Origin of the sequence: Gordonia sp. UBA7860, from assembly GCF_002500165.1 — a bacterium.
Taxonomy (GTDB): Bacteria; Actinomycetota; Actinomycetes; order Mycobacteriales; family Mycobacteriaceae; genus Gordonia; species Gordonia sputi.
Genome location: NZ_DLSO01000177.1, coordinates 1 through 22,020, shown reverse-complemented (window position 1 = coordinate 22,020; position 22,020 = coordinate 1). Strand labels below are relative to the sequence as shown.

General features: G+C 63.9%; 20 protein-coding genes and 1 pseudogene. 12 read left to right on the top strand and 9 right to left on the bottom strand.

Annotated features, from left to right (window positions below; translation table 11 throughout):
* Window positions 1-174 precede the first annotated feature (174 nt).
* From sigM to B3T59_RS21705, 5 genes are all read left to right on the top strand, one after another.
* Window positions 175-738, top strand: coding sequence for an RNA polymerase sigma factor SigM (gene sigM / locus B3T59_RS21725; RefSeq protein WP_287005107.1), 564 nt, complete (start codon window positions 175-177; stop codon window positions 736-738).
* A 109-nt stretch (window positions 739-847) separates the two neighbouring features.
* Window positions 848-1,624, top strand: a complete 777-nt coding sequence (locus B3T59_RS21720; protein WP_287005106.1) for an anti-sigma factor family protein — start codon at window positions 848-850, stop codon at window positions 1,622-1,624.
* A gap of 112 nt (window positions 1,625-1,736) precedes the next feature.
* Complete coding sequence (trxB, locus tag B3T59_RS21715) at window positions 1,737-2,735, top strand: thioredoxin-disulfide reductase (RefSeq protein ID WP_287005105.1); 999 nt, start codon at window positions 1,737-1,739, stop codon at window positions 2,733-2,735.
* A gap of 55 nt (window positions 2,736-2,790) precedes the next feature.
* On the top strand, window positions 2,791-3,129 hold the full coding sequence (gene trxA / locus B3T59_RS21710) for a thioredoxin (protein ID WP_287005104.1): 339 nt from the start codon (window positions 2,791-2,793) through the stop codon (window positions 3,127-3,129).
* Window positions 3,130-3,414: 285 nt separating this feature from the next.
* Window positions 3,415-4,671: an N-acetylmuramoyl-L-alanine amidase gene (locus tag B3T59_RS21705; RefSeq protein WP_287005103.1), complete on the top strand. Its 1,257-nt coding sequence runs from the start codon at window positions 3,415-3,417 to the stop codon at window positions 4,669-4,671.
* Between the two features lie 40 nt (window positions 4,672-4,711).
* Here the strand turns inward: B3T59_RS21705 and B3T59_RS21700 are convergent, their stop codons facing one another.
* From B3T59_RS21700 to rpmH, 9 genes are all read right to left on the bottom strand, one after another.
* Complete coding sequence (locus tag B3T59_RS21700) at window positions 4,712-5,680, bottom strand: hypothetical protein (RefSeq protein ID WP_287005102.1); 969 nt, start codon at window positions 5,678-5,680, stop codon at window positions 4,712-4,714.
* Window positions 5,681-5,878: 198 nt separating this feature from the next.
* The gene (locus B3T59_RS21695) at window positions 5,879-6,982 is read right to left on the bottom strand and encodes a ParB/RepB/Spo0J family partition protein (protein WP_251722979.1); all 1,104 of its coding nucleotides are present in this window, start codon (window positions 6,980-6,982) and stop codon (window positions 5,879-5,881) included.
* Entirely contained in the window at window positions 6,979-7,953 is a 975-nt protein-coding gene (locus tag B3T59_RS21690) for a ParA family protein (protein WP_287005101.1), read from the bottom strand. The genes B3T59_RS21695 and B3T59_RS21690 overlap by 4 nt, the downstream gene beginning before the upstream one ends.
* A gap of 172 nt (window positions 7,954-8,125) precedes the next feature.
* On the bottom strand, window positions 8,126-8,860 hold the full coding sequence (gene rsmG, locus B3T59_RS21685; protein ID WP_376782615.1) for a 16S rRNA (guanine(527)-N(7))-methyltransferase RsmG: 735 nt from the start codon (window positions 8,858-8,860) through the stop codon (window positions 8,126-8,128).
* 160 nt (window positions 8,861-9,020) lie between these two features.
* Window positions 9,021-9,704, bottom strand: a complete 684-nt coding sequence (locus B3T59_RS21680) for a protein jag (RefSeq protein ID WP_287005100.1) — start codon at window positions 9,702-9,704, stop codon at window positions 9,021-9,023.
* Between the two features lie 151 nt (window positions 9,705-9,855).
* On the bottom strand, window positions 9,856-11,073 hold the full coding sequence (gene yidC, locus B3T59_RS21675; protein WP_064863563.1) for a membrane protein insertase YidC: 1,218 nt from the start codon (window positions 11,071-11,073) through the stop codon (window positions 9,856-9,858).
* Between the two features lie 7 nt (window positions 11,074-11,080).
* Window positions 11,081-11,560: a membrane protein insertion efficiency factor YidD gene (yidD, locus tag B3T59_RS21670; protein WP_287005099.1), complete on the bottom strand. Its 480-nt coding sequence runs from the start codon at window positions 11,558-11,560 to the stop codon at window positions 11,081-11,083.
* A complete protein-coding gene (gene rnpA / locus B3T59_RS21665; protein ID WP_287005098.1) occupies window positions 11,560-12,012 on the bottom strand; it encodes a ribonuclease P protein component in 453 nt (150 codons plus the stop codon). Before rnpA ends, yidD begins: the two co-directional genes overlap by 1 nt.
* Before the next feature lie 73 nt (window positions 12,013-12,085).
* Complete coding sequence (rpmH, locus tag B3T59_RS21660) at window positions 12,086-12,229, bottom strand: 50S ribosomal protein L34 (RefSeq protein WP_082933723.1); 144 nt, start codon at window positions 12,227-12,229, stop codon at window positions 12,086-12,088.
* A 581-nt stretch (window positions 12,230-12,810) separates the two neighbouring features.
* On the opposite strand from rpmH, the gene dnaA reads away from it, so the two are divergent.
* The 7 genes and pseudogenes from dnaA to B3T59_RS21625 form a co-directional block, all read left to right on the top strand.
* Window positions 12,811-14,451: a chromosomal replication initiator protein DnaA gene (gene dnaA, locus B3T59_RS21655; RefSeq protein ID WP_287005097.1), complete on the top strand. Its 1,641-nt coding sequence runs from the start codon at window positions 12,811-12,813 to the stop codon at window positions 14,449-14,451.
* A 567-nt stretch (window positions 14,452-15,018) separates the two neighbouring features.
* On the top strand, window positions 15,019-16,185 hold the full coding sequence (gene dnaN, locus B3T59_RS21650; protein WP_005205899.1) for a DNA polymerase III subunit beta: 1,167 nt from the start codon (window positions 15,019-15,021) through the stop codon (window positions 16,183-16,185).
* 63 nt (window positions 16,186-16,248) lie between these two features.
* Window positions 16,249-17,211: pseudogene (gnd, locus tag B3T59_RS21645) on the top strand (phosphogluconate dehydrogenase (NAD(+)-dependent, decarboxylating)); the annotation flags it as partial.
* A gap of 12 nt (window positions 17,212-17,223) precedes the next feature.
* Window positions 17,224-18,420 (top strand): DNA replication/repair protein RecF, encoded by a 1,197-nt coding sequence (gene recF / locus B3T59_RS21640; RefSeq protein ID WP_005205891.1) that lies wholly within the window; start codon window positions 17,224-17,226, stop codon window positions 18,418-18,420.
* Window positions 18,417-18,980: a DUF721 family protein gene (locus B3T59_RS21635; protein ID WP_005205889.1), complete on the top strand. Its 564-nt coding sequence runs from the start codon at window positions 18,417-18,419 to the stop codon at window positions 18,978-18,980. Before recF ends, B3T59_RS21635 begins: the two co-directional genes overlap by 4 nt.
* Before the next feature lie 389 nt (window positions 18,981-19,369).
* Window positions 19,370-21,412, top strand: a complete 2,043-nt coding sequence (gyrB, locus tag B3T59_RS21630) for a DNA topoisomerase (ATP-hydrolyzing) subunit B (protein ID WP_287005095.1) — start codon at window positions 19,370-19,372, stop codon at window positions 21,410-21,412.
* A gap of 26 nt (window positions 21,413-21,438) precedes the next feature.
* Window positions 21,439-22,020 (top strand): DNA gyrase subunit A (locus B3T59_RS21625; RefSeq protein WP_287005094.1); only part of this gene is annotated, 582 nt, incomplete at its 3' end.

Sequence of the window (22,020 nt, the reverse complement as noted above, 5' to 3'; positions counted from 1 at the left end):
GTGTCCTCCTATCGAGTCGCCACAGCAGCCAGGAACTACCAAGAAGCTGAACGCGCCAACAGAATCATGCTCGAACACCTCTGATCCCAGCTCACCATCCCCACCCCGACCCCCCTCCACAACCCCGCACGCCAACCCGACATACGCGACACCGCGCTGCACTAATCTCAACCCATGCCCGGGGGAACCAGCGACACACGCAGCGACGAGCACCTGCTCACCGCCCACATCAACGGCGACCTCCACGCCTTCTCCACCCTCATCCACCGCCACCAAGAACGCCTCTGGGCCGTCGCCTACCGCACCCTCAACAACCCCGACGACGCCGCCGACGCACTCCAAGACGCACTCTTCAACGCACACCGAATGGCACACTCGTACCGGGCTGACGCGCGAGTTTCGACGTGGTTGCATCGCATTGTCGTCAATGCTTGTCTCGACCGGATACGACGAGATAAGTTGCGCCCCACAGTTTCTCTTCCCGACTTCGAGATTCCCGCACTAGCTGCGCGCGAAGACAGGTATGCCGCGGTCGATCTGTCGATGAGCATTGGCGACGCGCTGGCGCAGCTCCCGGAAGAGCAGCGGGCAGTCGTCGTCGCGCTCGATGTCGAAGGGCTCAGCATCGCAGAAACGGCACAGCGGTTGGGAGTCGCCGAGGGAACGGTGAAGAGTCGTTCGTCGCGAGCGCGCCTTCGCCTGGCGAAGCTGCTCGGTCATCTCAAGGAAGACTCATGAACACGACACTCGAAGGAACCGATCGGCTCCGATCAACGTCGTATGTGGCAGTGGACGAGCCAGGCCGCCATGACGGCCACAACAGTCGGGGGAGCAGGACCGCGCAACGATGAACACGCCGTATCCCGAACCGCCCTATTCGGAGGACCTGCTCGCCGACCTCCACGCCGGCGCGCTACCCGACGACACCGCCGCATACATGCGCGAGCGGATCGCCAACGACCCCGCAGCCCAGCGTGTACTGGCTGCACTCGACCGCACCAGCGAGTCGCTGCGTTCTCTCTCCGAGGAGTCGAAACCCGTTCCGCCAGAAGTCGACTCGCGGATCGCCTCCACACTGTCCGCCATTCAAAACGACTCTTCGGCGCGCCGCACCGCACAGCAGTCTTCAGCGGCCCCTGTAGACCTCTCCAAACGTCGACGCCGTTCGACGACCCGCGCCCCACGTAGACGAATCGCAACACTCCTCGTCGGCGCCGCCGCTGCGATCGCGGTGCTCGTGGGAGTCGTGGCAGTCGTCGCCACCAGGACCACCGACGAACCGGGCGCCGGTGTGCAGGCACAACCATCGACCTCGGCCAACACGACGCAACTCGACGCAACGCAACTCGACGGCGTCGAGAAGGCCTCCGCGTTGTCCGTGCTCGGAAGGACTGGCCACACGCCGTTCGAATCCGAGGCAGCGTTGCGTCGGTGCACCGCGGCCAACGGCGTAGCGGCGTCGACTCCGGTCCTCGGTTCCGGCGAGATCACGGTGGGAGGGTCGGAGCGTGTTGTGATTCTGCTCGGGACGGGCATGGCCGGTCGGTTCGACGCACTCGTCGTCGAGCAGGGCTGCGATACCGATAGCCCGGCGACGGTGTCGCGCACCAGACTGGGTGGGTGAGCGCCACGGGATCAGCAGCGGGAACATCTGCCCTTAGGCTTGTGTTGAACGAGCCGACAACGCGCACCGGAGAATCAGCGGTACCGCGCGTCGCCACAAGCACGGAGGACGGATGAGCCAGACTGACAACCAGCAGATCCACGACCTGATCATCATCGGGTCCGGACCGGCCGGATACACCGCTGCCGTATACGCAGCCCGCGCCGAATTGGCACCTCTCGTCTTCGAGGGAACGCAGTTCGGGGGTGCGCTCATGACCACCACCGAGGTCGAGAACTACCCCGGCTTCCAAAACGGCATCCAGGGCCCCGCGCTCATGGACGAAATGCGTGAGCAGGCCATCAGGTTCGGCGCCGATCTCCGCATGGAAGACGTCGAGGCAGTCCGCCTGACCGGCAAGATCAAAGAGGTCGACGCCGGCGGCGAGACGCATCGCGCCTATGCGGTCATCCTCGCGATGGGTGCCGCTGCCCGCTACCTCGAGATCACCGGTGAGCAGGAGCTGCTGGGCAGGGGAGTCTCGGCGTGTGCCACGTGCGACGGCTTCTTCTTCAAGGACCAAGACATCGCGGTCATCGGTGGCGGCGATTCGGCGATGGAGGAGGCCACGTTCCTCACCAAGTTCGCCCGCAGCGTGAAGCTGATCCACCGACGCGACGAGTTCCGGGCGTCGAAGATCATGCTCGAGCGCGCTCGCGCCAACGACAAGATCGAATTCGTGACGAATTCCGCCGTCACAGGTGTGCTGGGCAGCAACTCGGTGACGGGCCTCGAACTGACCGACACGCGGAACGGCGACAAGAAGAACATCGACGTCACCGGCATGTTCGTCGCCATCGGCCACGACCCGCGTAGCCAGCTCGTTCGCGGTCAGATCGACCTCGACGACGAGGGTTACGTGAAGGTGTCCGGCCGCACCACCTACACGTCGGTTCCCGGCGTGTTCGCTGCGGGCGACCTCGTCGACCACACCTACCGACAGGCCATCACCGCCGCGGGCAGCGGCTGTTCGGCAGCGATCGACGCCGAGCGGTGGCTCGCCGATCAGGGCGATATCGAGCCCATGCCGATCGAGGGCGACGTCGTCGCAACGGTCGCACCCTCCGTCTGACCTGCGGATTCATCTCTATTCACCACCCAGCACCACGTCCAGAGGAGGACACATCATGGGAGCAAACACCGTGGCCGTCACTGACGCCACTTTCAAAGACCAGGTACTCGAGTCCAGCGGACCGGTCCTCGTCGACTTCTGGGCCACCTGGTGCGGCCCGTGCCGCATGATCGCACCGGTCCTCGAGGAGATCGCCCGCGACTACAGCGACAAGCTGACCGTCGCGAAGGTCGACGTCGACGAGAATCCCGGCGTTGCTCGTGACTACAAGATCATGTCGATCCCGACCATGATCCTGTTCCAGGACGGCGAGCCGACCAAGACCATCGTCGGCGTCAAGGGCAAGGCCGCGCTCCTGCGCGACCTCGACTCCGTCGTCGGGTCCAACGCCTGACCGACACTTCAGCAGTGACGTCTCTCACGTCTCTTCGTGAGCCGACCTGGCCACCGTCGAACGCCTCACCTGGGATTCGACGGTGGCCTGTACTGTTAGTTTGGCATCACGAACTATTTGCCACGTGTCGTCTGCGGCAACCGGTAGCCTCGGGGACGCGGCACAGCGTGGATCGGTTCAACCGTGTGCATGAGTTTTGCTCATATGCCACGACCTGAGACAATTCACTTTGGTTCAATGTCGTCCGTGTCCCCTCACGGCGACATGTCCAATTGAGGAGATGAGATGCCAACGTTCCGACTGGGAGATCGTGGGTCGGCCGTAGCCGAGATTCGATCGATCCTCTCCGGACAGGGACTGCTCAGCTCCACTCTGGGCCGTCACGCGGCACCCGAGAGCGGCAAAACACCTAGCGACGTAACACCTGGCGAAGCAGCTAGCGGGACGCACGACGCGGAAGCGGCGCAGACCGGTGCGGTCATCCACAGCACCGAGGACGCCCTCTTCGACATCGACGTCGACCACGCAGTGCGTGCATTCCAGCAGCAACGTGGCCTGATCGTCGACGGCATCGTCGGCCAGGCGACGTATCGATCGCTGCGCGAGGCGTCGTATCAACTCGGCGCGCGCGTACTCCTGTACCGACTGTCGGCTCCCATGGTTGGAGACGACGTCGCCACACTCCAGAGCCGACTACAGAACCTCGGCTACTACACCGGACTCGTCGACGGCGTATTCGGTGAGAGCACCCACAACGCGGTGTGCCTCTACCAGAGCGAGTACGGACTCTCCTCCGACGGCATTTGCGGTCCGTCGACGCTGCGCGCACTCGACCGGCTAGGTACCCGTGTGACCGGCGGGTCGCCGTATGCGATCCGCCAGGAAGAGCATGTTCGACGCTCCGGCCCCCAACTGTCCGGCAAGCGAATCGTCATCGATCCGGGTACTGCTGGGATGCACGCACTTTCGACCGGCACGGTCGCCGAGTTGGAATCCCGCGTGCTGTGGGATCTCGCCGCTCGCCTCGAGGGCAGGATGGCCGCCGCAGGAATGGAAACCTTCCTGTCGCACGACGGTCGCGGCCACGCATCTGACGACGAGCGTGCTCGGGTGGCCAATCTCGTCGACGCCGACATGATGATTTCGCTGCGATGCGGACACCACGAGACACCCGCCGCGAACGGCGTCGCGTCGTTCTACTTCGGTAACAACCGCGGGTCGTATTCGACCATCGGGCGCAACCTCGCCGATTTCATCCAGCGTGAGATCGCCGCGCGCACACCGCTGACCGACTGCCGCGTCCACGAACGCACCTGGGACATCCTTCGGCTCACCAGGATGCCGGTTGTCCTCATCGACGTCGGCTACATCACCAACCCCGACGACGCCAAGGTGCTCGACGACCCGCACTATCGCAACGTGATCACCGAGGCCATCCTCGTCGCGGTCAAGCGCCTGTACCTGCTCGGCGAGAACGACCGCCCGACAGGCACCTACACGTTCGCAGATCTCCTTGCGGCCGAACGTATTTCCGGTTTCTGACGGATAGCTATCCAGCTACTTCTCGCGAGCTCGGTCGCGGCTAGTTTCCGCGGGCCGGCTTGGCGCGGTTTCGCGCTCCACTACGACTACCGGCCGGAACAGTGAGCCTCTCCCTGCCGACCAGATCGATCGCGGCCATCACGACGAGCTTCTCCAAGGCGCTCTCGACCCCGACCTTCCAGCCGAGTCCTTCGTCGAGCTCCAGCCGAAAGCGGGGGAACCGCACATGCGACGCAATCACGTCGAAGGCTGAATCCTTCAGGAGTCCGGCGTCGATCATGCATTGCCCACACAGATCCTGACCCGGGCCGTCGAGGATCTCGCGCGCGATCTCGACGACGGCCTCGTCCGACCACGTACTCAGGTCGCCGAAATCCGTTGTGTCAGAGCTCTTTCTGCCACCTGATGATTCCTCGTCACCGAGATACTCTGCGGGAGAGTCATACTCGCGCCCGAGTGCGTCACGCGATGATCCGTGACGAGAACTGCCATAGCGGGACCCACCGTGCCGGACGAAACCGAACGCTTCGACAGCACGTACGCCTCGTCGAATCAGATCGGTGACCACGGCATCGATAAGGAGGTCGGCCGCTTCCTCGAAACCCGGCTCGGTGCGCACGGAAGTGAGTAGCACCGCGTCGGCGCTCACGGGCGACGTCGGAAAGCTACGTGAGCGGGGGACGCGTCCGGGCGGAGCGTAGAGCGCGGCGCCAACGACAACGCCGGTCGACGAATCGATCGCGATCTGGCCGCACGTGCCCCATTCGAGGAGGACCGACGAGATCCACGCCTCCTTGTCGAACTCGCTCTCGAAGTTCGTGAGGCTCGCCGGTCCCGCCGGTGTCTCGGAGGACGACACTGAGCCGCGCAGGGGAGAGGGATCGTCGTCGGAAGCGGTGGACGCCGCGTTGGTGAACGACGGATCGACCTCCCAGAACACGCAACGACGGGTGTGCGGAGGCAACGACTCGAATGCTTCGAGATCGAGACTGGAAATCGTGAAGTTCATTGTGAATCCTCGCCTCGACGCATCGGTCGAGTGCCCACGAAAGTGAAATCTGATGTGTTGCAGGGTGTTTCACTGTTCATGTGCTCGGTGTGCTGCTCGACTGTCACTGTGACGAAACTTTCGGATGCGGTGGGTCACGAATTTTCGTGGGTATCGCCGACTTCGGTTGCTATTTTCTCGCCGAGTCGCCGATCGTTGCTACGTCTTCGGTTGGATCAACCCCACGATACGTTCGAGGTCGTCGACCGAGCCGAACTCGACGACGATCTTGCCCTTGCGCTTGCCGAGGCTGACGGTCACGCGGGTGTCGAGGCCGTCGGAGAGCTTCTCCGCGAGATCTTGCAGACCCGGCATCTGCATCTGTCGACGCTTCGGCGATGGGGTGGGGGTCGACGGTCCGTCGCCACGGTTGGCGAGAGTCACCGCTTCCTCGGTGGCTCGGACCGACAGGCCTTCGGCGACGATGCGCGCGGCAAGCGCTTCCTGCTGATCGCTTCCGGTCTCCAGTGACAGCAGCGCGCGTGCGTGGCCGGCCGAGAGCACTCCCGCGGCAACGCGGCGCTGCACGGGAATCGGGAGCTTCAGCAGGCGGATCATGTTGGTGATCACCGGGCGCGAGCGCCCGAGCCGGGTGGCCAGTTCCTCGTGGGTGACGTCGAACTCCTCGAGAAGCTGCTGATACGCGGCCGCTTCTTCCAGAGGGTTGAGTTGGGCGCGGTGAATATTTTCCAGCAGGGCGTCGCGCAGCATGTCGCCGTCGGGGGTCTCGCGAACGATCGATGGGATCGCCTCGAGTCCTGCTTCCTGACTGGCTCGCCAGCGTCGCTCGCCCATGACGATCTGGTAGAGCACGCCGTCGGGTGTCGGGGTGGCGAGCTTGCGCACAACGATCGGCTGCATGAGCCCGAACTCTTTGATCGAATGCACGAGTTCGGCCATCGCCTCTTCGTCGAAGACGCTGCGCGGCTGGTGCGGGTTCGGCTGGATGAGTGTGGGCGTCAGCTCGCGATAGACAGCCCCAACTTCGTCGACGGTTCCGACGGCACTCGCGTTTCCGTCAGAGCTCGACCGTGTTGCATCGGTCGACGTCGTCGTGGAACCCTGCGGACTTCCGTTCGTGGGGGAGGAGGGAACGCCGTTTCCGCCCGAGCTACCACCGGAGTTCCCCTTGCCGATCACGACATCGGCGGCAGCAGCGCCGAGTCGGGGAGCGCTCGACTCGTTCTCGGATGGTCCGGTCGGGATGAGGGCTGCCAGACCGCGGCCTAGTCCTCCGCGTCGTTGGGCGTCTCGTTGACTCATTGCTGTCCTCTCGAGAGGTCCGTGGTGGAGGAGAATTCGTCTTTCGCGCGCATGGCGAGTTCGCGCGCGGCGTCGAGATAGCTCATTGCTCCACGTGAACCCGGGTCGTACTCGATGATCGTCATTCCGTAGCCGGGCGCCTCGGACACCTTCACGCTGCGGGGGATCACGGTACCAAGGACCTTGTCGCTGAAGTGGCGTCGTACTTCGTCGGCGACCTGGTCGGCGAGTTTGGTGCGGCCGTCGTACATCGTCAGCAGAATCGTCGAGACGTGGAGATTCGGGTTGAGGTGCGCTTGGACCAGCTCGATGTTGCGGAGGAGCTGCCCGACGCCCTCGAGTGCGTAGTACTCGCACTGGATGGGGATGAGCACCTCTCGAGCCGCGACCATCGCGTTGACGGTCAGCAGACCCAGCGACGGTGGGCAGTCGATGAAGATGTAGTCGAAGCCGAACTCCGCGACAGACGCGTCATTGAGCGCATTACGGAGTCGGTTCTCGCGAGCGACCAGTGAGACCAGTTCGATCTCGGCGCCGGCCAGGTCGAGGGTCGCGGGTACGCAGTAGAGGTTCTCGTGGCTCGGACTCTGCTTGACTGCCTCTTTGAGCGTGACCTCGCCGAGGAGCAGCTCGTAGACCGACGCGATGTCGAGTGCGCGATGGTCGATGCCCAGAGCTGTGCTCGCGTTGCCCTGCGGGTCGAGGTCGACGACCAGAACGCGCAGCCCGTGCAGCGCGAGCCCCGAAGCGAGGTTCACGGCCGTGGTCGTCTTCCCGACGCCGCCCTTCTGGTTCGCCACGGTGATGACGCGCGTGTGCGGGGGGCGGGGTAACTGGCCAGCACCTCCAGGGGTCAGTACTTGACTGGCTCGGGCTGCGGCGGCGGCGATGGGAGTGTCGTCGAACTGCTCGGACGTCGACGTGGCCGGCGGAATCGTTTCACGTGAAACATCCGGCTGTTGGTCGGTCACGCTGTGGCTCCTCTGCGATATTTCGTAAGCATCGTCGGCGTCCAAAATTGTTCCGCCCCTCTATCGTGCAGCACGCACGATCCCTCGCCCACACTCCGATGTCCTGTCCATTTTGCTCCCTCGAGCCGTCGCAAACCAACTGCAGACGTCAGCACCTCAGACCGTCGCATTCTCACCTCGTTCGACGACGTTTCGGCGCACCGCGCTTGTCGCCGATCACCAAGGTCGTCGGCTGGTCGACAACAGACTCGCCGACATATTCGACGCGGAGACCGACGATTCCGTTCCGTTCCGCGGCCTTCCGATCCCGTTCGATCTCCTCTGGAGCCGACGATCCCTTGAGCGCGACGAGTCGACCTCTATCGCGAATCAGGGGAGCGGACCATCGACTGAGCCGATCCAGGGGAGCCAGCGCCCGAGAGGTCACGACGTCCGCGGGTTCGACCTCGGCGAGGACCGACTTCTCTTCAGCGCGCCCGCGGACAACGTGTACCGGGAGACCAACAGCGTCGACCGTCCGCAGCAGAAAATCACTTCGACGCAGCAGTGGCTCGATCAACGTGATCGTAAGGTCGGGACGCGCGATCGCGAGCGGAATGCCGGGCAGTCCAGCACCACTGCCGATATCAATAATCGTCTGGCCGTCGTCGATGACTTCTTGGATCACAGCGCAGTTGAGTATGTGGCGATCCCAGAGTCGCGGGACCTCCCTCGGTCCCATGAGCCCGTGGTCGATTCCGTCGGTGGCTAGGATTCTGCAGTACTCCTGAGCTAGCGGGAGACGATCGCCGAAGATCGATGTCGCTGCCGGGGGAGGGGAGTCCGCCACAGCGGCGCGTTCCGCGACGTTGTCGCCGTCGACAGCGGACCCATCACCATGCTCGCCATCGGACTCATCGTGTTTCACGTGAAACAGTGCCTTTCCCTCAGCGCGGCGTCGGCTCCATGTTTCACGTGAAACACCCGAACTACACGCATGTGATTCCTACCGGTGAAACAACGAAGTCCCGGCCGAAACCGGGACTTCGTTGCTTGTGATCTCCAGGCGCATCGCCGCGGAGACCTGTTCAGTTCTTGATGACTACCACGCGGCGCTTCGGCTCCGCGCCCTCACTCTCGCTCATCACTCCGTCGACAGCAGCGACAGCGTCGTGCACGATCTTCCGCTCGAACGGAGTCATCGGGTCGAGCTGCTCCCGCTCTCCCGACTCCAGCACACGCTCAGCAACCTCGCGGCCAAGTCGCGCGAGCCGTTCGCGGCGATCCGCACGCCACCGCGCGATGTCGAGCATCAGCCGGCTGCGATCGCCCGTCGCCTGCTGCACGGCAAGCCGGGTCAGTTCCTGAAGCGCATCCAGAACCTCGCCCTTACGGCCGACGAGCTTCGTCAGGTCGTCGCCTCCGTCGATGCTGACGATCGCGCGGTCACCGTCGACATCCAAATCGATATCGCCATCGAAGTCCAGCACGTCCAGCAGCTGCTCGAGGTAGTCGCCAGCGATCTCGCCTTCTTCGACGAGACGCTCCTCTTCATCTTCCTCGTCAGCGTCGTCGTCCGTGTCTTCGCTGTCGATGTCGTCCGCGTCAGTTGCCGCGTCGTCGCGGGCCGCATCTGTGGCCTCATCGTCGTTGACATCAGACGTCGACTCGACGGTAGCCGTGTCGACGGCCTCCTGGCCCGCGCCGGCCTCGAGAGTCTCGTCGTGCTCGGTCGACTCGGCGTCTGCGTGTGTTGCAGTCTCGGCTGTCATATCAGTTGCACCTCGCTGTGTGTTCATCGGTGATGTCTGTGTTGGGGGAGGGGAGAGTCTTTCAAAGAGTCGTGCCGCACGGGCTCCGGGCTGTGTTTCTGCGCGGGCGTCATGTACGCCTCGCAACACCGCCATCCGGATCGGCGGCCGATCATCGTCGACCCTTCTTCCCACCCCTCTTGTTGCGCTGGTTGGATGATCCCTGTTTCTTCGGACCCGACCCCGAGTTGCCAGAACTTTTCGACGACGCCGCTCCCGCTGGTTTGGCGCCGGGCTTCGGTTTGCTTCCGACGACGTGCTGCGTCGACGACGAGCCGTCGTCGGATCCGCTGTCGAGTGTGGCGTCGACGTCGAGATCCTCGGCCGACTCAGCCGACGAATCAGCACCATCAGAGTCCGACTTACTGAGCGACGGGGAAGGCGACCCCGAGTTCTTGCCCTTCTTCAGCCGATCGGGCCGCGCACCGGGCTTGGGGGCGTTCGCCTTGAGCTTTTCCTGCTTCGCTTGGCGCGCCGCCTCTTCTTCCTTCTCGATACGACCGAACACGATGTGCTGCTGCCCGTACGTCCAGATGTTGTTACTCATCCAGTACAGGAGGATCGCGACGGGGAAGAACGGACCGGTGACGAGGATGCCGAGCGGGAAGACGTACAGCGCCAGCATGTTCATCATGCGGGTCTGCGGATTCTCGAGTGCGGCCTCGGGTTGACGCGCGACCGATGCGCGCGAGTTCATGTGCGTGGCGATCGACGCGATGATCATCATCGGGATGACGACGATCGCGATGTTCAGACGTGTGAAGTCGATCGGGTGACCCGGCTCCACGAACGCCTGGAACTCGGAGACAGGCTCCGTGATGTACGACGACAGCGGCACACCGAAGAGGCGCGCGTCGAGGAAGTTTCGGACCTGCTCCTCATTGAACGCATAGTTACCGTGGCTGCGCGTCTCTGCTGCGGTCATATGCAACTGACCCATGCCGGTCGCCATACGGTTGAACGATCGCAGCACGTGAAACAGACCGATGAACACGGGGATCTGCAGCAACATGGGCAGGCAGCCGAGCAGGGGATTGAACCCGTGCTCCTTCTGCAGCTTCTGCATCTCCTCGGTCATCTTGACCCGATCCTTGGCGTACTTCTTCCGGATCGCCTGAAGCTGCGGGTTGATCTCCTGCATCTTCTTCGTGGTGCGGATCTGCTTCACGAAGGGCTTGTAGAGGATCGCGCGCAGCGTGAAGACGAGGAAGATCACCGACAGCGCCCAGGCGATGCCATTGCCGCCCGGGGTGTTCGGTGTGATGTGGTCGAACACCCAGTGCCAGACCCACATGATCCAGGAGACCGGCCAATAGATGAAGTTCAGCACGGGACAGTTACCCCTCACTCTTCGCGGAGACACCCACGCTGATCGTGGTGTCCTCCGTGATTACACGTCCGCGCACCGTCGGCCCGCCATCAGCGGATCCGTTGTGCGTCGATGGAAACTCTTGGTCTTGCTGGTCCTCGAGACCCTGATCGTCGAGACGCTGATCGTCGAGAGGCCGGTCGTCGGAATCCTGATCCGGCTGCGGCGTCCACGGCCACCGGAACGATTCCTCGGGCACCGGGTCGTAGCCGGGCTTGTGCCACGGACCGCATTTGAGCAGCCGGATCACTGACAGTGCACCGCCGTAGAAGAAGCCGTGGCGTGTCAGCGCCTCAACCGCGTAGCCCGAGCAGGTCGGTTCGAAACGACAGGTTGGCAAACGCAGCGGCGACACCCAGGTGCGGTACAACTCGATCAAGAAGATCACCACTCGACGTGGCAGCAGATGGCAGAACCGGATGAATGCCTGGATCGACGACGCTGACATCACAAAATCCTGCCGGGAGACACAGTCGATGACCCGCTCGGACAGGGAGAGTCGAGCAGCTCGGCTGCGAGTCGTCGAACTTTGGCGTGACGCAACGCCTTGCGAAGTTGGGCGGCCAACTCGACACTCGACATGTCCGCAGCACTGGGAAGAGCACGCACGACAACAGAGGTGTCGGTGGTCGGACACTCGTCCATGACTTCCGCGAACGCTGCCCTGATTCGGCGCGCCACGAGATGGCGGGTCACGGCATTGCCGACCGACTTACTGACGATCAACCCGAGCCAGGGTCCGCCCGACGTCGCGACATCGATTCGACGACCCGTCTCGTCGGGCCAGCGCGTCGGCAAGATGGACACCGTCAACAGCAGATCACGCGACGATACCCGCACGCCCTTCTTGAGCGTGCGGGAGAAGTCGGATCGTGTGGAGATCCGATGGATTGACGCCATCACCGACCCAATCGCCACCGGAGCGTTCCGACGACGGGCGTTGCCGCCGCCGGGACTCGCGGTGTTGTGCAGATCAGGCCGAGAGCTTTGCGCGGCCCTTGCTGCGACGGGTGTTGACGATCGCACGACCCGCACGGGTACGCATACGCAACCGGAAACCATGCACGCGTGCACGACGACGGTTGTTCGGCTGGAAAGTCCGCTTGCCCTTGGCCACGGCTGGTACTCCTTGTGTTCGTACGTGAGCACGCCAACTACACGCGCACCCACGATCTCCTGAGTGGTCTGCTTATCCAGGCAGCGGTGCCGGACTCGTGCCGGTTGGGTGACCCCGTTTCCGCCGAACGAACCGCACGCGGTCCAGCCTTCGAAAAACAGGAACGCCACCACGCAAATCCGCACACCTGGATGACCAGTCGAGACTACTGGACCCGGTGTACTCAAATCAAACGAGCGGATCCACACCAACGTCGTGACCAGCGATGACGAGTGCCATACCTGCCCACGGCCTGCGTACGCGCCATCCTCGACGCCGGCCGGGACGCACTATTTGTGATCTGCCCGAGTCAATTCGAGCCTTACGTTGTCGGCTTCGTGGTGGTTCTGTTAGCGTCGTTCCCCAGTGACGGCGACCGATACGCCACTCACATCTCCACGACGCGATCGCGGCGTCGGACCCATCCCGACTTGGTTGTACACAGCTGTGGATAAGTGTGTGGACAAGTCGGCTCCCGAACCGGCATCGTGGGTCCCCGATGACTGATGCTGGTAATTTTCTCGGGGTGGGAAGGCCTGACCGTGACTTCTGATCGCGACTCGTTCGGCGAGGTCTGGCAACAGGTCGTCGCAGAGCTCAACGACGATTCCGCCGGCGGAGACCACGAACCTCTCACCCGGCAGCAAAAAGCCTGGCTCTCGCTCGTGCAGCCACTCACCCTCGCCGAGGGATTCGCACTGCTCACCGTCCCGACGCCGCTGGTCCAGGAGCAGATCGAGCGCACGCTTCGCGACACCATCCGCAGCGCACTCTCACGTCACCTCGGGCAACCCGTCGACCTCGGTGTGCGGATCGCGACGCCCCCGCCGAGCACAGACACCCCCGCCGAGCAGCCATCCCAGGTAGGGGCTCCCCGCTCGTCGGCACCTGCCGGGGGAATCGGCCAAGCACCTGTCTCCACATCGGGCGTCGACGTGAGCGACTTCGGCAACGGCCAATTCCCGCTCCGCCAGCCTGCCCCCACAGACCACGCAGCCGCCGACTCCCTGGGCACCGACTCATTCGGCGCACAGCAGTCCCCTCAACTGTCGACGCCCGCTACCAACGGAGCAGCGTCGGATTCGCGAGGTGCTCCGGCCAACTGGCCGTCGTACTTCGCCGAACGCCCGACGGCGACACCCACACCCTCTGGCGCCAATCTCAACCCCAAGTACACCTTCGACACCTTCGTGATCGGAGCGTCGAATCGCTTCGCGCACGCGTCGGCCGTTGCCGTGGCCGAAGCCCCGGCGCGCGCGTACAACCCGCTGTTCATCTGGGGTGAGTCGGGACTCGGCAAGACGCACCTGCTCCACGCCGCCGGCCACTACGCCCAACGGCTGTTCCCGGGAATGCGCGTCAAGTACGTCTCCACCGAGGAATTCACCAACGACTTCATCAACTCGCTGCGTGATGACCGTCGAGTCGCGTTCAAGCGCCGCTACCGCGACGTCGACGTACTGCTCGTCGACGACATCCAGTTCCTCATCGGCAAAGAAGGTATCCAGGAAGAGTTCTTCCACACCTTCAACACGCTGCACAATTCGAGCAAGCAGATCGTCATTTCCTCCGACCGACCGCCGAAACAGCTTGCGACACTTGAAGATCGGCTCCGCACGCGATTCGAGTGGGGACTGATCACCGACGTTCAGCCACCCGACCTCGAGACCCGCATCGCCATCCTGCGCAAGAAGGCGCAGATGGACAGCATCGCTGTTCCCGACGACGTCCTCGAACTGATCGCGTCGAAGATCGAGCGCAACATCCGCGAGCTCGAGGGTGCATTGATCCGCGTCACCGCGTTCGCCTCGCTGAACAACACCGACCTCGACAAGTCGCTCGCAGAGGTTGTCCTTCAAGCGCTGCTACCCAACTCCGGCACGCTGGAGGTCAGCGCGGCGTCGATCCTCGCGATCACCGCGGAGTACTTCGACATCTCGGTCGACGAACTCCGGGGGCCCGGCAAGACCAGGGCAATCGCGCAGGCGCGTCAGATCTCCATGTACCTGTGCCGAGAGCTCACTGACCTCTCGCTGCCGAAGATCGGCGAAACCTTCGACCGTGACCACACCACGGTCATGTACGCCGAACGCAAGATTCGCAAGGAGATGGCCGAGCGTCGCAAGGTCTACGACCACGTCCAGGAGCTCACCGCGCGCATCAAACAGCGCGCTGTCGGCTGACCGGATCCTTCTGAACCCCTCGAGTCCCTTCGCTCCAACACGGCGCGGAGGGACTTGTCATCTCCGGGCCCAGACCACAAGTCTCAACCCCAACCCAAGGGTCTCCGACGATCTGATCGGGTGGATTTTCATGTCATCTCGACGTCGCCGTCGACCGTTCCAGTGTCTCAAAGAGGCTGTGGATCGACTGTGAGTAAGGGAGGTGTTGATGTGTACAGAACGTGGACGATGCTCGAACAGAATTCGTCATGTGCACAACTCGACCAACCCACCCAGGATCCGTACACGTTCGATCCACAACCCTGTCGGTGCTCTGACATGGGATCCGTCGTGTTGTCCACAGTTTGCACAGCGCCTATGACTGTTATGGATCCCTCTCTTAAAAGAACTTCTTTTAAGAAGCCGTTGTGCACACCTTGCTCGAGCGGCGTCGTCGAGTCATCTGGATCTGACTCGCACAAACGCCCGGCGCGGCGTGGCGACTTGACCCCAACGACTCCCCGTCACGCGATCGCGCTCTAGAGTGGGAACTCCTGGCGAATACCGAGAGAAGGGCAACCACCGAGCATGAAGTTCCGTGTCGCGCGTGACGAGTTCGCCGATGCCGTCGCCTGGGTAGCGCGCAGTTTGCCGTCTCGCCCGCCCGTTCCCGTGCTCGGTTGTGTGGTCCTCCTGGCCGACGACGCCGGGCTGACCGTCTCCGGCTTCGACTACGAGGTCTCGGCACAGCAGAAGATCGGCGCCGAAGTCGCAGAACCCGGGCAGGTGCTGGTGTCCGGCCGTCTGCTGGCCGACATCACCAAAGCTCTTCCGAACAAGCCGGTCGACGTCTCGCTCGACGGATCCCGCGTCGCCATCACCTGCGGCAGCGCGAAGTTCTCGCTGCCGACCATGCCCGTCGAGGACTACCCACAGCTTCCCGACGTCCCGGCCGTGACCGGACTGATCCCGGCGCAGGTGTTCGCCGAGGCCATCTCCCAGGTCGCCGTCGCCGCCGGCCGTGATGACACACTCCCGATGCTCACCGGCGTGCGCGTCGAGATCGACGGCAAGACCGTCGTCCTGGCGGCCACCGATCGCTTCCGCCTCGCGGTACGCGAATTGGAGTGGGAGCCAGCCGATTCCGGCGCTTCGGGTGCCGTTCTCGTGCCGGCGAAGACGTTGTCCGAGAGCGCGCGGACCGCGAGCTCCGACTCCGGCGACGTGAAGCTGGCATTCGGCAGCGGTTCAGCACTCGGTGGCGAGGGGATCCTGGGCATCGTCGGCGAGACCAAGCAGACGACGACCCGTCTCCTCGACGCCGAGTTCCCGAAGTTCCGCCAGCTGTTGCCCGCGAGCCACACCGCCATCGCCACCATTGAGAGTGCACCTCTGATCGAGGCCATCAAGCGTGTAGCGCTCGTCGCCGAGCGCGGCGCGCAGGTGCGCATGGAATTCCGCGACGGATCCGTACTGCTCACGGCAGGCGGCGACGAAGCAGGCCGCGCCGAAGAAGAGCTGCCCGTGCAGTTCTACGGCGAGCCGCTGACCATCGCGTTCAACCCGACGTATCTGCAGGACGGACTCTCCGCGATCGGCGTCGCAACCGTCGACTTCGGATTCACGACGCCGAGTCGTCCCGCGGTACTGCGCCCGTCGACCGGCGACGAACCCATCGCCGACGAATCCGGAGCGTTCGTCGCACCCGACAGCGTTTTCACCTACCTGCTGATGCCGGTTCGCCTGCCCGGATAGCGGCTCATGCGCTGAGGCCGAGTAACGAAACATCAAGGCAGCACTGATCTTTCACGCACACGCGAAGGGGAAGCCATGCAGCTCGGACTGATCGGCCTCGGCAAGATGGGTGCCAACATGCGCACCCGTATCGAGCGCGGTGGCCATGAGGTCGTCGGATACGACCCGCGCCCGGAGGTCTCCGACGTCGCGTCGATGGCCGATATGGTGGCCGCGCTCGACGCACCTCGCGCGGTGTGGATCATGGTGCCCTCCGGCGAACCCACCCAGCAGTGCGTCGCAGAACTCGCAGGCCTGCTGGAGCCGGGCGACGTCGTCGTCGATGGTGGTAACTCGCGGTACACCGACGACGAGCCTCACGCAAAAACCTTGGGCGACAAGGGAATCGGTTACCTGGACTGCGGTGTTTCCGGCGGTGTGTGGGGCTTGGAGAACGGATACGGCTTGATGGTCGGCGGATCCGACGCCGACGTCGAGCGGCTTATGCCGATCTTCGACGCACTGCGGCCGCCCGGTGAGCGAGCCGACGGATTCATTCACGCCGGACCCGTCGGCGCCGGCCACTACGCCAAGATGGTGCACAACGGCATCGAGTACGGCCTGATGCATGCCTACGGCGAGGGTTACGCACTGCTCAACGCCGAGCCGCTCATCGTCGATGTCGAGGGCACGATGCAGGCCTGGACACAGGGCACGGCGATCCGGTCGTGGCTCCTCGACCTGTTGGTCCGAGCCCTGCAGGAAGATCCTGGCCTCACCGAGATCTCCGACTACACACCGGATTCCGGTGAAGGTCGATGGACCGTCGAGGAAGCGATTCGCCACGCCGTGCCCGCCAACGTCATCTCTGCGGCGTTGTTCGCACGCTTCGCGTCGCGGGAGAAGGGCGGTTCGCCCGCGCTCAAGGCAGTGTCGGCGCTGCGTAACCAGTTCGGCGGACACTCCATGCAGAACACCGCGGGCAAGAACGTCGGCGAGACGGGAACGCCGGTTCAGAATCCGTCGAATACCGCTCCGCCCAACTGATTTCGACGTCCCGTGTTTGTTCGTGAACTACACCTGCGCGACTACCGATCGTGGCCTTCGGCCGACCTCACCCTTCGCCCCGAACCGACGATCTTCACCGGCCGCAACGGTTTTGGCAAAACCAACCTGCTCGAAGCGCTCTTCTACATCGCGACACTTCGTTCGCACCGGGTGAGCTCCGACGCGCCGCTCGTCCGGTCAGGGGCGACGTCGGCGTCAGTCGGAGCGACCGTCGAGAACGCGGGTCGTGAGCTCGCGGTCAGCCTGCAGATTGCTGCCGAAGGGTCAAATAAGGCCTGGCTCAACGGATCTCCATGTCGACGCCCGCGCGAGATCCTCGGTGTGCTGCGCGCAGTGCTGTTCGCCCCGGAAGACTTACTCCTCATCCGCGGCGATCCGAGCGATCGTCGACGTTTCATCGACGAGCTCGTCGCCCAGCGCGGACCCCGTTGGGCCGCAGCACGTTCCGACTACGACAGGGTGTTGCGGCAGCGTTCCGCGCTGCTCAAGACCGCGGGCGCGGCGCTGCGTCGAGGAGGATCCGACGCCGATTCGGTGATCAGCACCCTCGACGTGTGGGACGCTCAGCTCGCCGATCTCGGTGGCCAGGTGACGGCTGCGCGAATCGAGGTACTGCGTGATCTCGAGCCGCACTTCGTCGCGTCGTACTCGTCGATCGCTCCGCATTCGCGTCCTGCCGCGTTGAGCTATCGCGCGTCGGCGGGGCCGGAGCTGGTGCCACCGCGCGACGTCGAACCAGATTCGGAAACCATCGCGACACAACTACTCGAGCGCCTTGGGCAGACGCGCACCAAGGAGATCGAGCGCGGCGTCAGTCTTGTCGGTCCGCACCGCGACGACATCGACATTGTTCTCGGGTCCGAGGTGGCCAAGGGTTTCGCCTCGCACGGAGAATCGTGGTCGCTCGCGTTGGCGTTGCGACTCGGGTCGGTCGAGCTCGTGCGCAGCGAGGGGATCGAACCGGTCATCATGCTCGACGACGTCTTCGCTGAACTCGACGCCGCGCGACGTCGCAAACTGGTGGAGTTCACCGCCGGTGCCGAACAGCTGCTGATCACCGCTGCTGTCGCCGAGGACATCCCCGAAGGTGTCGGCGGCAGACGTATCGGAGTCAACGTTGTCGACGAGGCCGACGGCACGCGGCATTCCGAACTGATGTCCGAGGCAACTGAGAGCATGGACTCATGAGCGACACCCCCGAAGAGCAGCCAGGCACCGAGTCGCCTGGTGGCGACGCGTCGAGCGGGTATGAGCGGGCACGCCGCGCCTTGGAGGAGGCACGGGCGTCGGCGCGTGCTGCGGGCAAGTCGGTGGGTCATGGCCGGGCGTCGCCGATTCGACGTCCGCGCGGGTCGTCGAGTCGTCGACGCTGGTCGGGCGCCGGCCCGGATTCGCGGGATCCGCAGCCCTTCTCCAGGCTCGTCGGCGGCCTGGCGCGCGACCGCGGGTGGGAGCCTCAGATCGCCGAGGGCACGTTGTTCGGGCAGTGGCTGCAAATCGTCGGACCGGACATCGCCGCGCATGCCAAGCCAGAAGCGTTGCAGGACAAGGTACTTCACGTACAGGCCGAGTCGACGGCGTGGGCGACGCAGCTGCGGTATGTGCAGCGCCAGATCCTGGCGAAGATCGCCGCGGCCATCGGCGACGACATAGTGACGTCGTTACGGATCACGGGCCCCAAGGCGCCGTCGTGGCAAAAGGGCAAACGCAACGTCCCCGGTCGGGGTCCTCGCGACACCTACGGCTGAGCCAGATGAAGCCGGTCGAGGCGCGACATACACGCCGACACCGACAAACCTCGTCCGACGCCGCTCTGAGCCGATTTTTATCCCCAGACCACCGCCGATCGCGCATCTTGTGCAGAAAATCGATCTGAGCGCGCGTTAGCGGCCCCGGATGGTGCTTCCTGAGCGAATGAGGCAGTACACTGGAGACAGTTGTCCCGGCAGGGGAGATAAGCAGCCGTGACCGGCGGTCACATACGCGAGCGGGCGAAGGCCCGGCACCTCGTCGTGTGCCCGTGGTCGGCGCTGGTCACGTCACCCTGCCCAGCATGACACGACTGGAGTCCAGCCGTGAACGAGGCAGCGCACACACACCAGCGCAGTCGAGAGCAGAAGAGGAGCGGACGCACCCCGTGGCCGACACGAATGACAAGAAGAGCCGTAAGAAGCCAGGTGAGTACGGTGCCGAGTCGATCAGCATCCTCGAAGGACTCGAAGCAGTCCGCAAAAGACCAGGTATGTACATCGGCTCGACCGGTGAGCGGGGCCTGCACCACCTGATCTGGGAGGTCGTCGACAACTCCGTCGACGAGGCCATGGCCGGTTACGCCAGCAAGGTCGACGTCACGTTGCTCGAGGACGGTGGCGTCGAGGTTGTCGACGACGGTCGCGGTATCCCGACCAGCATGCACGCGACCGGCGTACCCACCGTCGAGGTCGTCATGACGCAGCTGCACGCGGGCGGCAAGTTCGACTCCGACGCGTATGCCGTGTCCGGTGGTCTGCACGGTGTCGGTATCTCCGTGGTGAATGCGCTGTCGACCAAGGTCGAGTTGGAGATCAACTACGGCGGCTACCACTGGGAGCAGACGTACAACTACGCCAAGCCCGGACCGCTGGTCCAGGGTGCGGCGACGCGCAAGACGGGCACGACTGTCCGGTTCTGGGCCGATCCGGAGATCTTCGAAACCACCACCTACAGCGCCGAGACCGTTGCGCGTCGTCTGCAGGAGATGGCCTTCCTCAACAAGGGCCTCACCATCACACTGACCGACCGGCGACCGCAGACCGCTGCGGCCGACGAAGTCGTCGAAGGTGATGAAGACACCGCTGAGAAGCCCAAGACTGCCGAGGAAGAGGCGGTGGCTCCCACCGTCACGAAGCCGCGGACGCGGACGTATCACTACCCTGATGGCCTGATCGACTACATCAAGCACCTCAACCGCACCAAGACGCCGATCCACCAGTCGGTCATCGGTTTCACGGCCAAGGGCACCGGTCACGAGGTCGAGATCGCGATGCAGTGGAACTCGGGATACTCCGAGTCGGTGCACACCTTCGCGAACACGATCAACACCCACGAGGGCGGCACCCACGAAGAGGGCTTCCGCGCGGCTCTGACCTCGACGGTCAACAAGTACGCGCTCGACAAGAAGCTCCTCAAGGAGAAGGACGGCAAACTCAGCGGCGACGATATCCGCGAGGGTTTGGCAGCCGTCATCTCCGTCAAGGTCGCCGACCCGCAGTTCGAGGGTCAGACCAAGACCAAGCTCGGCAACACCGAGGTCAAGAGCTTTGTGCAGAAGACGTGCAACGAGCACCTCGGTCACTGGTTCGAGGCCAATCCTGCCGAAGCCAAGATCATCGTCAAGAAGGCCGTCGACTCCGCGCAGGCCCGCCTCGCGGCTCGCAAGGCGCGAGAGTTGGTGCGCCGCAAGACCGCAACGGATATCGGTGGCCTGCCCGGCAAGCTTGCCGACTGTCGCAGCAACGACCCCACCAAGTGTGAGGTCTACATCGTGGAGGGCGACTCCGCCGGTGGCTCGGCCAAATCCGGCCGCGACTCGATGTACCAGGCGATCCTGCCGATCCGCGGCAAGATCATCAACGTCGAGAAGGCCCGCATCGACCGCGTCCTCAAGAACACCGAGGTCCAGTCGATCATCACCGCGTTCGGCACCGGCATCCACGACGAGTTCGATCTCGCCAAATTGCGCTATCACAAGATCGTGCTGATGGCCGACGCAGACGTTGACGGCCAGCACATTTCGACGCTGCTGCTGACGTTGCTGTTCCGCTTCATGAAGCCGCTGATCGAGAACGGTCACGTCTACCTGGCACAGCCGCCGCTCTACAAGCTCAAGTGGCAGAAGCGCGAACCCGAATTCGCTTACTCCGACCGTGAACGCGACGGACTGCTCGAGGCCGGTCGGGCCGCGGGCTGGAAGATCAACACCGACGACGGCATCCAGCGCTACAAGGGCCTCGGCGAGATGAACGCGAAGGAACTCTGGGAAACCACAATGGATCCCGCCGTTCGCGTGCTGCGCCAGGTGACCCTCGACGACGCCGCCGCGGCTGACGAACTCTTCTCCGTGTTGATGGGCGAGGATGTGGCCGCGCGCCGCAGCTTCATCGCCCGCAACGCGAAAGACGTTCGCTTCCTTGACGTCTGATCTCTCACGAATCGAAAAGGATACTGATGACTGACACCACACTCCCGCCAAACGGGGGAGCGGGCGATCGCATCGAACCGGTCGATCTCGGCCAGGAGATGCAGAACAGCTACATCGACTACGCGATGAGCGTCATCGTCGGTCGCGCACTACCCGAGGTGCGCGACGGACTGAAGCCCGTGCACCGTCGACTTCTCTACGCGTCCTACGACGCCGGGTTCCGCCCAGACCGCGGTTACGTGAAATCCGCGAAACCCGTTGCAGAGACGATGGGTAACTACCATCCCCACGGCGACAGCGCGATCTACGACGCGCTGGTGCGCCTCGCGCAGCCGTGGTCGATGCGGTACCCGCTGATCGACGGTCAGGGCAACTTCGGTTCGCGCGGCAACGATGGCGCGGCCGCCATGCGTTACACCGAGGCACGCCTCACGCCCCTCGCGATGGAGATGTTGCGCGACATCGACGAGGAGACAGTCGATTTCACGCCCAACTACGACGGCAAGACCAACGAGCCGACGGTTCTGCCCGCACGTATCCCCAACCTGTTGATCAACGGGTCGGGCGGTATCGCGGTCGGTATGGCCACCAACATCCCGCCGCACAAC